At 69.5% G+C, this 12,073-nt stretch carries 9 protein-coding genes; 6 read left to right on the top strand and 3 right to left on the bottom strand.

Annotated elements, in window-relative coordinates; translation table 11 throughout:
* Positions 1-4 precede the first annotated feature (4 nt).
* Positions 5-1,549 carry a DUF4215 domain-containing protein gene (locus KY661_RS18965; RefSeq protein WP_317987282.1) on the top strand — a complete coding sequence of 515 codons (1,545 nt, stop codon included), beginning with the start codon at positions 5-7 and terminating at the stop codon, positions 1,547-1,549.
* Positions 1,550-1,665: 116 nt separating this feature from the next.
* Here KY661_RS18965 and KY661_RS18960 read toward each other — a convergent pair whose 3' ends face one another.
* Positions 1,666-2,343 carry a response regulator gene (locus tag KY661_RS18960; RefSeq protein WP_225411535.1) on the bottom strand — a complete coding sequence of 226 codons (678 nt, stop codon included), beginning with the start codon at positions 2,341-2,343 and terminating at the stop codon, positions 1,666-1,668.
* Positions 2,344-2,500: 157 nt separating this feature from the next.
* Between KY661_RS18960 and KY661_RS18955 the strand changes: the two genes are divergently transcribed.
* Both KY661_RS18955 and KY661_RS18950 read left to right on the top strand, forming a co-directional pair.
* Complete coding sequence (locus KY661_RS18955; RefSeq protein ID WP_075009227.1) at positions 2,501-2,776, top strand: hypothetical protein; 276 nt, start codon at positions 2,501-2,503, stop codon at positions 2,774-2,776.
* A 43-nt stretch (positions 2,777-2,819) separates the two neighbouring features.
* Positions 2,820-5,270 (top strand): PAS domain S-box protein, encoded by a 2,451-nt coding sequence (locus KY661_RS18950; RefSeq protein ID WP_225411534.1) that lies wholly within the window; start codon positions 2,820-2,822, stop codon positions 5,268-5,270.
* A gap of 9 nt (positions 5,271-5,279) precedes the next feature.
* Here the strand turns inward: KY661_RS18950 and KY661_RS18945 are convergent, their stop codons facing one another.
* Both KY661_RS18945 and KY661_RS18940 read right to left on the bottom strand, forming a co-directional pair.
* Complete coding sequence (locus tag KY661_RS18945; RefSeq protein ID WP_225411533.1) at positions 5,280-5,672, bottom strand: response regulator; 393 nt, start codon at positions 5,670-5,672, stop codon at positions 5,280-5,282.
* A 103-nt stretch (positions 5,673-5,775) separates the two neighbouring features.
* Positions 5,776-6,924: a serine/threonine-protein kinase gene (locus KY661_RS18940; RefSeq protein ID WP_225411532.1), complete on the bottom strand. Its 1,149-nt coding sequence runs from the start codon at positions 6,922-6,924 to the stop codon at positions 5,776-5,778.
* Between the two features lie 445 nt (positions 6,925-7,369).
* Between KY661_RS18940 and KY661_RS18935 the strand changes: the two genes are divergently transcribed.
* The 3 genes from KY661_RS18935 (at position 7,370) to KY661_RS18925 (ending at position 12,020) form a co-directional block, all read left to right on the top strand.
* Positions 7,370-7,747: a helix-turn-helix domain-containing protein gene (locus KY661_RS18935; protein ID WP_083423407.1), complete on the top strand. Its 378-nt coding sequence runs from the start codon at positions 7,370-7,372 to the stop codon at positions 7,745-7,747.
* A gap of 62 nt (positions 7,748-7,809) precedes the next feature.
* Positions 7,810-10,644 (top strand): TonB-dependent receptor domain-containing protein, encoded by a 2,835-nt coding sequence (locus KY661_RS18930; protein ID WP_398577208.1) that lies wholly within the window; start codon positions 7,810-7,812, stop codon positions 10,642-10,644.
* A gap of 164 nt (positions 10,645-10,808) precedes the next feature.
* The gene (locus tag KY661_RS18925; protein ID WP_225411530.1) at positions 10,809-12,020 is read left to right on the top strand and encodes a sensor histidine kinase; all 1,212 of its coding nucleotides are present in this window, start codon (positions 10,809-10,811) and stop codon (positions 12,018-12,020) included.
* Positions 12,021-12,073 lie beyond the last annotated feature (53 nt).

Genomic DNA, 12,073 nt, shown 5'->3' with positions numbered 1-12,073 from the left:
GCTTATGAGAAGAGAACCCCTCGGTCAGATGCGCCGGTACTTCATGCACTGGGCTGTTCTTGCTGTGGTAGCTCTCGTGGGGGCCTCTTGCTACGAGTCAAAAAGCCATACCTGTTCTTCGGGGCTGGTGTGCCCTGCGTCCACGAAGTGCTCTGCGGATGGGAGTGCGTGCCTGACCGATGCCGATACGTGCGGTGACGGCGTCATCCAGAGGGGAGAGCTCTGTGACGATGGAAACGCCAAAGGCGGAGATGGCTGCAGCGCCGATTGCAGGTCTTTGGAGAAGTGTGGCGATGGCGTGACGGACAAGGCCATGGGTGAGGTTTGTGACGACGGGAACAACCTCGACGGTGACGGCTGCAGTAAAAATTGTCAGTCAACGGAGGTCTGCGGAAACGAAATTGTAGACGCGTCTACGGGCGAGATTTGTGACGATGGGAACGCGGTGGTCGGAGACGGGTGCAGTGCTAATTGCACGTCGGATGAGACGTGCGGAAATAGTGTCACAGACGTTGTCAAGGGGGAGTTGTGTGACGATGGCAATAATCTGAATGGAGATGACTGTACTGCCGACTGTAAGGAGGGCAGCGTTTGCGGCAACGGAGTACAGGAAGCCAGCGAAGAGTGTGATGATGGAAATCTGGAGGATTTGGATTTTTGCTCGAATGGTTGCCATGCTCCGCGGTGTGGTGATGGGATCATCAACCGCATGGAGCAATGCGACGACGGTGCCGAGACTCTTCAGTGTGACCTGGACTGTACAGAGCCCGTGTGTGGTGATGGGATCGTCAATCACCACGCAGGCGAGCAGTGTGACGTAGGTGGTCAGCCGTCAGTTGCCTGCCAAGAGTGCAAGGTGTCTTTTTGCGGTGATGGGATTGTGGGTCCCGGGGAAGAGTGCGACGGAGGGCCCGGAGGAGGCGGTGGGTGCTCCGCCAAGTGCAAGAAAAGCGTCTGCGGGAACGGTAAGGTTGAGGATGGAGAGAAGTGTGATGACGGGAATGAGGATTCCTGTGGGACCTGTAACAAAACCTGCACCGAAGCTTGGCCGTTAAAGAATAGTGAAGGAGAGTCCGAAGGGCACATCAAACTCCTTGGGACGGCCAATCAGATCGTGGATGGGTGGAGATTTGTGATTGGAGTTGGGCGCGGCGTTCCGGTGGTGTTTGAATTCAACAAGACTGGAGATGTTGATGAGGGGAATGTAGAAATTGAATTGAGTAATAATGACGCTGCGGAGGCTGTGGTGAGTAAGATCCGGAACAAACTCCACGAGTGGAGATTTGGGACTGGAGTCGAGGCGAAGTTAGTGGCTGTAGAAGGTGAAGTTAGCTTTATCGAGCTAAAGAGCCAAAAGGCAGGGGTGGCGGGTAATCAGTTTATTGGTGTGACGCCTGGCGAGCCTTTTTCGAATGCCTTCGAGGTGGTGGGGATGTCTGGTGGGGTGGGGAAGGATTGCTCGAAGGGAATGGGTTGCAGCGCTGATCTTGATTGTTTGGGTAATCTTGAATGTAAAATCAAAAATGGCATCCGTGTGTGTGCTGACTGACGTGGATGGCGCGGCAACGCTCAGCCGCCTTCAGCGGCACGAAGTCCATTACAAGAGTCCCCCACTGCGCGGGGATTGCTCACCGGACAGCGGTCCCCGCCCAGGAGGCTCCCGAATTACATGCGCGGCAGGTAGGTGGGGATGATCAGCGAGGTGACGGTGAGCGTCCGCTCCGCCTCGTTGATCTCCATCACGGCCCGCACGCCCTCCACCGTCACCAGCAGCGACGGGGGATCTCCGGGCAGCGCCATGAGCCAGGTGGACATCATCGGCAGGCCCGTCCGCAGCAGGTCCGCCGCGCGGAACAGGTGCAGGCGCACGGCGTGGCGCAGCGCGGGGGGCAGTGCGTGCAGCAGCAGTGACGTGTCCTCCGTGAGCCGCACCGTGTAGGGGCTCTCCTCCGGTGCCGCCGGAGAGGGGACCGAGAAGCCGCGCAGCCGCTCCCGGAACTGGTGGATGACGGGCTCGGGCGAGGACGTCTTCTGCAACATGCCCACGATGCCCCCCAGCTTGGGCTCCTGGGCCGCCGCCGCCGAGAGCATCAGCACGGGGATGGTGCGCAGGTCGTGGTCCACCCGCATCCGCCCGTATACCTCCCACCCATCCATCCGGGGCAACAGCAGATCCAGCACCACGAGGTTCGGCCGGGTCCGCGGATCGCCGCTCAGGGTGCTCAGCGCCGCTTCTCCATCGGACACGACGGTGACGTCACACCCCTCGGCGCGCGCCACGTTTTCCAGGCTTTTCTGCCAGGACGGATCGTCCTCGACGACGAGTAAGCGGTGCACGGGCATGGGGGTGGCGCGAATCCAACCAGTTCCCGGCAGTCCAAGCAACCTGCCCCGGGCGGGCAGGCACCGGGTTTGACCTGGCCTGAACGCAAGGGCTCGTTTCCAGGGCCCTGCTTGGTGGCTTGCTGCGGCGGCAGGGAGTGTCCAGTTTGGACCTATCATGGCTTTCCGACTTCAGCTTGCCCCCCAGACCGTGGGTCTTCTGTCCAACTGCCAGGCGACGGTGCGCGAGCGCGTCCTCAGCGAGCTGGGAGAAGTGTTCTCGGGCCCCCTGCTGCGCGCCGGGAAGCCGGTGTCGGAGAGCACCACGGGCGGGGACTTCACCCTGCCTTCTGGTTTCCATGTGCGGTACGCGCTGGACCGGGGCCACGGCCTGCTGCACCTGCTGGAACTCCGTGCCCCCGGAGACGACACTGCGAGCCCTCAGGCGCTCTGAGCCCCCGCCCTAACGGGTTGTTCCGTTTGTTCTAGAATCCCGCGTGTCACATCGACTGGCAGACTTTCTCCGCACCCACCGCGACGCGATCCTCGGAGCGTGGGAGGCGGAAGTGCGGGAGCTTCCCGCGGCACGCGTGCTGTCCCAGGTGGCGCTGAGGGATCACCTTCCCCTGCTGCTGGAGGCCATCGCGGACATGATGGTCCAGTCCGCGCCCCCCCCGGCGGAGGATGCCCTCGGCAGCGTGCCGGACATCCACGCCCTGGAGCGGCTGGGCGAGGGCTTCGACTTGCGGCAGGTGGTGACGGAGTACCGGCTGCTGCGCCGGTGTGTGCTGAGGCTGTGGGCCGCCCAGGGGCTGGAGGCCTCCCCGGAGGCCGCGGCCGTGTTTCACGACGCCGTCGACGAGGCGGTGACGGCCTCCGTCACGCGCTACATGCGCGCCCGGGACCGCACCTTCCAGGCCCTGGACAGCATCTCCGCCGCGGCCATTGGCAGCCCGGACGTCTCCAGCTTCCTGCCCCAGCTCCTCCAGGTGTTGCAGGAGACGGTGCCGGTGGTGGACGTGGTGGCCGTGCTGGTGTGCGAGGGGGACCTGCTCCGGGTGGAGAGCGCGGTCGGGGTGGAGGTGGAGAAGGATTGGCGGGGGCGGGTGGGCGAAGGGCTGGCCGGAGAGGTCGCCGCCACCCGGCAACCCGTGCTCGTGCACGCGCAGGCCACGGACTCCCGGCGGATTTCCCCGTTGCTCCAGGCCCAGGGCCTGCGGGCCGCTTACGGGGTGCCCCTGCTGCTCGACGGGGCGCTGCTGGGGGTGGCCCTCATGGGCAGCCGCACCAGCCAGGAGTTCTCCAGCGAGGACCTGCTGCTCTTCCGCACCATGGCGGCGCGCACCACCTCCATGCTGGCCCGGGCCCAGGCCCATGCGCGCGAGCAGCAGGCCCGCGCCGAGGCCGAGCAGTCGCTGGCCCGGCTGCGGGCGAGTGAAGAGCGGCGCAAGCGCTGGGAGGAAATCTTCACGCACCTGGGGGTGGGCGTGGTGCTCACCCGCGTCCAGGACGGCGTGCTGGAGGATGTGAACCTCGCCTTCGCGCGCATGCACGGCTTCACCCGCGAGGAGCTGGTGGGGCGGCCCCTGCAGGACACCTTCGCCCCCGAGTCGCGCGGCACGCTGATCCGGCACATGGGGGTGGCGGACTCGAAGACCCATCACGAGTACGAGTCCATGCACCTGCGCAAGGACGGCAGCCGCTTTCCCGTACTCACCCACGTGACGTCCTTCCGGGACGAGAGCGGCCAGGTGGTGCAGCGCGCCGGCGCCTTCATGGATATTACTCAGCGCCGCGCCGCGGAGGCCGAGCGCCAGCGGCTGCTGTCCGGCATCGAGGCCGAGCGGGCCCGGCTGGCCGCGGTGCTGGAGCAGCTGCCCGTGGGCGTCCTGCTCGCCGAGGCCTCCACGGGCCGGTTGATGCTGAGCAACCGGCACATGGAGCGGCTCCTGGGCACCGTGGTCGCGCCGGAAGAGGATCTCCGCGCGTACGGCGCCTCCGTGGGCTACCACCTGGACGGGCGGCCCTACCTTCCCGGGGAGTGGCCCCTGGCCCGCTCGCTGCTGAAGGGCGAGGTGGTGGAGGGGGAGGAGCTGGACATCCAGCGCGAGGAGGGCACCCGCGCCAGCGTCCTGGCCTCCAGCGCGCCCATCCGGGGCCGGGAGGGCACCATTCTCGCGGGCGTGCTGACGCTCGTGGACGTGACGCCGCTGCGCCGCGCGGAGGCCGCCGCGCGCCAGGCCGCCGAGTTCGGCGAGAAGCTCATCGGCATCGTCAGCCACGACCTGCGCAACCCCCTCAACGCCATCCACCTGTCCGCCACGCAGCTCTTGCACAGCGAGCAGCTGCCGCCCCGGGAGCAGCGCGCCGCGGCCCGCATCTCCAAGGCCGGGGACCGGATGAAGCGGATGATCGAAGAGTTGCTGGACTTCACCCGGGGGCGCCTGGGTGGAGGCATCCCCATCCATCGCAAGCCGGGAGACCTGCGCGCCGTGGTGCGCCAGGGCGTGGAGGAGCTGGAGGCAGCCTGGCCGGACCGCCAGGTGCTCCTGCACGTGGAGCCCGGGCGCTACGAGGGCGAGTGGGACGCGGGGCGGTTCGTGCAGGTGGTGAGCAACCTGGGCGGCAACGCGCTCCAGTACAGCCCGCCCGGCTCTCCCGTCACCTTCCGGCTGAAGGACGAGGGCGCCGCGGTGGTGCTGGAGGTCCACAACCCGGGGCCGCCCATTCCCCCCGAGGCCCTGCCGCACCTGTTCGATCCGTTCCGCCGCGCGGCCTCCGAGGGGGGAGGCCTGGGGCTGGGGCTCTACATCGTCGAGCAGGTGGTGAAGGGGCACCAGGGGGGACTGTCCGTCACCTCCGCGGCCCCGGAGGGCACCACCTTCCGGGTCTCCGTGCCCCGGGAGGGGGCTGGGACGCCGGGCCCGGAGGCCGCGGGGCCCCGGTGAGCCGCGGGCTCAGCGCCCGGTGGAGGCGGTCCGCCGGGAGCGGGGCCACACCTGGGTGAGCGTCTCCATCAAGAGCTGCAAGTCCAGGGGCTTGGGGATGGAGGCGAGGATGCCGGTGGGCACCGGCCGCGTGGCCCCCGCGCCCGAGACGACGATGACCGGGATGCGGTGGATGCTGGGCTCCTCTTCCAGGCGCTCCATCAGCTCCCAGCCCGTCATCACCGGCATCATCAGATCCAACAGCATCACCCCGGGGGGCGGCTCGCGCCGCAGCCGCTCCAGCGCCTCGAGGCCGTTGACGGCGGTCTCCACCGTGTAGCCCTGCTCACTCAGGAACTCTTCGAGCATCTCACGGCTGTCGACATGGTCCTCGACGAGAAGTACGCGGCGGGGCTCCGGCATGGGCTCATCCTCAACGGGCTGAACACCCGTCAGAGGCCGAAGCGTCCACCGAAGTCCGCCCCCGTAAAAGGGGCCCTCCCAGGGGGTGTTGGCTATCGGATGATCAGCGCCGGCGCGGGAGGCTGCGGGGCCGGGCGGCCCGCTGGCTGGCCAGGGGACGCGCCGCCTGCTGGGAGGGTTCGGGGAGCAGGCGCTCCTCGACCGCGTCGCCCGGGTCCTCCCCGGCCTCCACGCGCAGGGCGACGTAGTGGAGCGCCACCAGCTCCGCCAGGGCCTCCTGCCGGCCGAAGTGCTGCCCGGTGAGGCGCAGGTGCTCGCGCAACGCCCCCGCCAGGTGGGCGCAGGACAGGAAGCGGTCCCCGGGCTCGGGCGCGAGCGCCCGGTGGACGGTGGCGCGCAGGGCCTCGGGCACCGCGCGCGTGGCCGCGTCCCGGTCCGCCACCGAGTAGCGGCGGATGCGCTCCCGCAGCTCCTGGGCGCACTGGCGCAGGGTGGCGTCCGGCGGGAGGGCCTGCCGCTGCCGCGCGTCGAAGGCCTCCGCCCCCTCGAAGAGGTGCCGGCCGGTGAGCAGCTGGAGCAGGACGATGCCCAGGGAGAATTGATCCGCGCGGGCCTCCAGCGAGACGCCCTGCGCCAGCTCGGGCGCGGCATAGGCCAGGCTGCCCTGCCACTCGGAGCCCTCGCTGCCCAGGCGCCCGGACAGCCGGGACCAGGCCACGCCGAACTCCAGCAGCTTCACCGCCCCGTGCTCGCTGAGGAGGATGTTGTGGGGCGTCACGTCGCGGTGGACGATGCCCAGCGCGCGCCCGTGCTCGTCGGTGAGCGTGTGGGCGTGGTGAAGCGCGTCGGCCACCTCCGCCACCAGGTAGCAGGCGAAGGCCTCCGACAGGGGCTGCTGGCTGCGCTCGGCGGCGGCCAGCACCGCCTCCAGCCGGTGCTTCGGGACGTGCTCCAGCACGAGGTGGGGCGCATCCCCGGGGCCCTTGAGGGGGTGGACGGCCAGGATGTTGGGGTGGCTGAGCTGGGAGGTGACGCGCGCCTCCTCCACCAGCCGGCGCCGGGCCTCCTCGCTGCCCGCGGGGCAGGGGCGCTTGATGACCGCGTAGCCCCCGAAGGCCGCGCCATACCGGCGGCGCACCAGGATGAGCTCGCCATGGCGGGCGGGCCCCAGCCACTGGACGAACTCATACGAGGTGTGCCCGGCCCGCAGCAGCACCTGGGGCGGGTGGAGCTCGGGGGACGGGGAGGACATGGGCGGCTCCTGCGGTGGGGGAGGACCTGGGGAGTATGGTCCGGTCCGGGCCCCGCCGTCACCTGTCAGGTCCACCCGGGTGGCCCGGGGACCCCAGGTCGAACCTCCCGCATCCAACCTGTCAGGGAGGGAAATGTCCTGAAGCGGGCAGGGGCCCCGTATAAGCCGAAAATCCAGGGCTTACGCTCCAGAAGGGCGCGAAAACCCAACCCACCAAATAGGGCCAACCTGGCAAATAGGGGTAGGTGCTCCCGACGTGACAGGTTATAACGCCTCGCACTGACCCACCTGGCCGTGGGCCAGTCACCGAGACTCTTTTCAGCCCGACCACGTGCGCAAACTTCGAGGGGTGCGACCCAACCTGAAAGGTTCTCCGGCCCCGGCCTCCCGGAAGCACCGGGGGCCCCGCCGCAAGGGCCCCTTGCTGCCCCAATCCGTGCGGCGGATGGAGAAGCGCCTGGCCACGACGGTGGGCGAGGCCTCGCGCCTGGCGCGCATGCGCGCGGGGTTGACGCAGGCGGACGTGGCCGAGCGCATTGGCGTGGCCACCGAGGTGTATGGGCGGATGGAGCGCGGGAAGATGTTGCCCAGCATCTCGACGCTGCTGCGGCTGTGTGTGGTGCTGCGCAGCGGGCCGGACGAGCTGATGGGGATGGCGCCCATCCACGGCGCCCCGGAGCGCTCGCCCTGGGCCAGCGAGGTGCCCGCAGGGCTCGACGACACGCCGGAGATGCGCCGGGTGCTGCGCACCCTGCGGCGGATGAAGCGGCCCCAGCTCAAGCTGATGTACCTGGTGGCCACCGCCATCCTCACGCGCCCCTGAGACTTGGGCCCTCCCCGCCGGGCACATTGAATTGAGCCGCCAACCCTGGCGTTATCCGCCCCATGTGTGTGCCGCCCAGACCTCGCGGGGCCCTGCCAGGACGCGGAAGGCGGGGGGGCCGGGCCGTCCCGGGCGCCTGGGCCCGCCTGTGTGCGGTGTTGCTGGTGCTCCAGGGCGGGGCCGCCTTCGCCCAGGGCCTGGACGGCGGTTTCCCGGACGCGGGCGCCCCCACCGAGGTGGAGGTGCACCGCACCGATGCGGGCTTCGCGCTGGAGGCCGGGGACGCGGGCACGGAGCCCGTCTTCCTGCCCCCCTCGCTGCTCGCGGACTCGCCCGCCCGGTACCCGCCGGCGCTTGCCGCGGAGCAGGTGACGGGCTCGGTCCGGCTGGAGCTGCTGGTGGACGAGGCGGGCGAGGTGGAGTCCGCCACGCTGGTGGAGGGCAGCCACCCGCTGCTGAACGAGGCCGCGCTGCACGCCGCGCCGGGCCTGCGCTTCGTCCCGGCCACGCTGGACGGAGGCCCGGTGCCCGTGCGCATCGGCTTCGAGTACCGCTTCGAGGCGCCCCGGCTGGAGGAGGGGCCCCCGGGGGATGGGGGCGTGGCGCTGGGCCCCATCACCCTCAAGGGGCTGGTGCGCGCCAAGGGCAACCGGCGGCCCCTGCCCGGCGCGGTGCTGGTGTCCGAGGCCGCGCCGGACGCGCCCGTGGAGACGGATGCGGCGGGGCGCTTCGAGGCGCGGTGGCCGCCGGGCACGCAGTGGGTGCGGGTGACGAGCCCGGGGCACAAGCCGCTCAGCTTCCGGGAGAACGTGCGCCCCGGCGAGACGCTGGAGGTGGTGTACGGGCTGGAGCCGCTGGTGCTCAACCCGTACGAGACGGTGGTTCGCGGGGACCGGGAGCGCACCGAGGTGTCCCGCGTCACGCTGCACGACGCGGAGCTGCGCGAGGTGCCGGGCACGCTGGGGGACCCCTTCCGCGTGGTGATGCTGCTGCCGGGCGTGGGCAGCATGCTCTCCGGGGTGGCGTACCCGGTGGTGCGGGGCAGCCAGCCGTCCTCCACGGGCTACTTCCTGGATGGGGTGCGCGTGCCCATCCTCTTCCACCTCTTCCTGGGCCCCGCCGTCCTCCATCCGGACTTCATCGACACCATCGACTTCTACCCGGGCACGCCCCCGCCCCAGTACGGGCGGCTGATGGGCGGGGCCATCAACGGCCGGCTGAGCCGCCCCCGGGATGACCGCGTCCACGGCAGCGTCTACGCGGACTTCATCAACGCGGGCTTCTTCATCGAGTACCCGTTCCAGTCCACGGGCACCAACGTCTCGGTGGCCGGGCGCTACTCGTACACGCCCTGGATTGTCGCCATCGCGGCCAATGCCATCCAGGAGCCGCCCCCGCCCGGGCGGAAGAACGACAAGCTGGTGCTGGACTTCTGGGACTACCAGGCGCGCGTGGAGCAGAAGGTGGGCCGCGGGCAGACGCGCCTGTTCGCGTTCGGCTCCTCGGACACGTTCGGCGAGGAGGCGCAGGATGCGCTGGGCTCCACCTCGCTCCAGACCATTCTCTTTCACCGCGTGGACCTGCGGCACCAGCACCCGGTGGGGCCCGGCCAGCTGGAGGCCGGGGTGACGTGGGGGCTGGACCGGCTGGGCCTGGTCAGCCGGGATCCGGACGAGCGCACGGAGTTCCACATCGACAACCTGACGTTCTCGGCCCGGACCCGCTACGACATGAAGGTGTCCGAGCGGCTGTCGCTGCGCGCCGGCGCGGACCTGGACCACACCCGCGCGAACGTGCAGGCCTTCTTCCCCGACGAGGAGGAGGATGGTTCCACGCGCGACCGGGTCATCAACGCGCCGGTGTCCCTGGGGCTCTTCACCGGGGCCTATGCCGAGCTGGTGTGGCAGCCGGAAGCGCGGTGGACGGTGGTGCCCGGCCTGCGGGTGGACAACTACCACCTGTCGCCCGGCATCAACCGCTTCGCCGTGGAGCCGCGGCTCAGCGTCCGGCACGCCCTACGGGAGGATTTGACGCTCAAGGCCGGGGCGGGGCTTTTCCACCAGGCGCCCACCACGCTCATCAGCCTGCCCGTGGTGGACGTGGCGGGGCTGGAGTACGGCCTGCAGCAGGGGCTTCAGTTCTCGCTGGGTGCGGAGTGGCGCGGGTGGAAGGCGTTCGAGGTGGGGCTGGACGTCTACCTCAACCCGATGCTGCGCACCGTGGAGCTGACGCCCTTCTCGGGGGACTCGTTCGACGATGACGACATTGGAGACCCCGTGGATGACGACGATGATGTCGGCCGGCCCACGCTGCCGGACCTCACGCGCCATGGCCTGGCCTACGGGCTGGAGCTGCTCATCCGCCGACCCCTGGGGGGCGCGTGGTTCGGCTGGCTCTCGTACACCTTGCAGCGCAGCACGCGCTACACGCGCTTCACGCGCCACGATGCCCAGGGCACCGAGCTGGGGCAGGTGGAGAAGAACCTGCCCTTCGTCTTCGACCAGACGCACATCCTCAACCTGGTGGTGAGCCGCAAGTTCGGCAGCAACTGGACGCTGGGCGGGGTGCTGCACTTCAACACCGGGCGGCCCGAGGCGGGCCAGCTGGGCAGCCAGACGCAGCGCGAGGGCATCGTCGATGGCCGGCCGGGCTGGGTGGAGGTGGACCGGGACCAGGTGGACCGGCTCCCGGCCTTCTTCCGGTTCGACGTCCGGGTGTCGCGCTCCTGGGCCTACGAGACGTTCACGCTTGAGGCGTACCTGGACATGCTGAACGTGGCCATCCGCAAGGAGGTGGTGGGCTTCGACTACCTGGGGGGCTTCGGCCGGCCGCTGGTGAAGGAGTCGATTGGCGTCCCCGTGGTGTTGCCCATCCTGGGGGTGAAAGGCCGCTACTGAGCGGAGGCGCCCCCGGGGCGGGCGGCCTGTGTTGACTGGCCAGCACCTTGGACCGGAGTCCCTGCCTTCCTTCGCGCGGTTCATGCCAGGCTCGCTCCGCCGCGCGCTGCACGCGCCGCCGGGAGGGAAATCTCCGGGCGGCACGGGGGCGCACAGGGGGGCGCATGCACAAGTCTTCTGTGTCCGGGAAACTCCGGGTAGGGAGCCAGCTCGTTGAGGGCGGGACGCCGTGTCTGCTCTTCGAGGCTGTCCGAGGCCGGGAGGGCGCCACGAAATCCTGGCGGTGTGTGAACTGGAATCCGGGCGCGGAGCGCGGGGTGCTCGCGCATGAGGCCCACGGCGGGATGGACCGGTGGGTGAAGTGGGTGGAGCGTCTGCTCGACGTGGCCGCCTGCACCCACGTGGTGGAGTCCGGCGAGCCCTACCTCACGGAGCTGCACTGCCAGCTGGGCGGAACGGAGTCCTGGTGGCAGGCCACGGCCGTGCCCCGGGGCGAGGGCTTCGCGCTGTGGCTGAAGGATGTGACGGAGGCGCGGCGCAAGGACTCCAAGGTCCGCGAGGCGCTGGAGCGGGCCCTGGAGCGCGAGGAGCGCATGGTGGCGGAGGCCGAGTTCCGGGAGCGCTTCATCGGCGTGCTGGGGCATGACCTGCGCAACCCGCTGAGCGCCGTGATGGTGTCGGCGAAGGCGCTGTGCCGCCAGGGCTCGCTGACGAACTTCCAGCAGGAGCTGGGGCAGCGCATCGAGTCGAGCGCCGGGCGCATGTCGAAGATGATCTCCGACATCCTAGACCTCACGCGGGCCCGGCAGTCCGGGGGGATTCCCCTGTTCGTGATGCCCATGCAGCTGAGCACGCTGTGCCAGCAGGTGGTGGGGGAGCTGTCCGCGGCGGCCCCGGAGCGGTGCATCCTCTATGACGAGCAGGGCTCCAGCGAGGGGGTGTGGGACTCCGAGCGGCTGGCGCAGGTGCTGAGCAACCTGGTGTCCAACGCGCTGGAGCACGGCGGCGAGGAGGTGCCCGTCATCGTCCGCAGCTACCCGCACGGGGACATGCAGGCGCTGGAGGTGCACAACCCCGGCGCGCCCATTCCCGGGGACCGGCTGGTCACGCTGTTCGAGCCCTTCCAGCAGGGCAGCCCCCGGGCGGGAGACGGACGGAAGCGCCGCGGGCTGGGGCTGGGGCTCTACATCGTGAAGGAACTGGTTCAGGCCCACGGCGGCCAGGTGAGCGTTCACTCCACCGAGGAGGGCACCACCTTCACCGTGCTGCTGCCCCGGGATTCCCGGCAGGCCCTGGCCGTCAACCACGCCCAGCAGGAGAAGCTGTTGGGGATGGAGGCCGCTACTTCTCCAACTCCTGAGGGAGTGGGTTCCTGAGGAACCGAGCACCTTGAGGTAGATTCACGACTTGGTAGCCCTGGTTGGCAATG

Source organism: Allostigmatella hybrida (assembly GCF_020103775.1).
In the GTDB taxonomy this organism is placed as follows: domain Bacteria; phylum Myxococcota; class Myxococcia; order Myxococcales; family Myxococcaceae; genus Hyalangium; species Hyalangium aurantiaca.
The sequence above is the reverse complement of the archived record's forward strand: the minus strand, read 5'-3'. Positions and strand labels throughout refer to the sequence as shown.

Coding starts and splice junctions, on each gene's coding strand:
- KY661_RS18965 (WP_317987282.1), top strand. CDS start 5: ATGAGAAGAGAACCCCTCGGTCAGATGCGCCGGTACTTCATGCACTGG.
- KY661_RS18960 (WP_225411535.1), bottom strand. CDS start 2,343: ATGCCCGTGCACCGCTTACTCGTCGTCGAGGACGATCCGTCCTGGCAG.
- KY661_RS18955 (WP_075009227.1), top strand. CDS start 2,501: ATGGCTTTCCGACTTCAGCTTGCCCCCCAGACCGTGGGTCTTCTGTCC.
- KY661_RS18945 (WP_225411533.1), bottom strand. CDS start 5,672: ATGCCGGAGCCCCGCCGCGTACTTCTCGTCGAGGACCATGTCGACAGC.
- KY661_RS18940 (WP_225411532.1), bottom strand. CDS start 6,924: ATGTCCTCCCCGTCCCCCGAGCTCCACCCGCCCCAGGTGCTGCTGCGG.
- KY661_RS18935 (WP_083423407.1), top strand. CDS start 7,370: ATGGAGAAGCGCCTGGCCACGACGGTGGGCGAGGCCTCGCGCCTGGCG.
- KY661_RS18930 (WP_398577208.1), top strand. CDS start 7,810: ATGTGTGTGCCGCCCAGACCTCGCGGGGCCCTGCCAGGACGCGGAAGG.
- KY661_RS18925 (WP_225411530.1), top strand. CDS start 10,809: ATGCACAAGTCTTCTGTGTCCGGGAAACTCCGGGTAGGGAGCCAGCTC.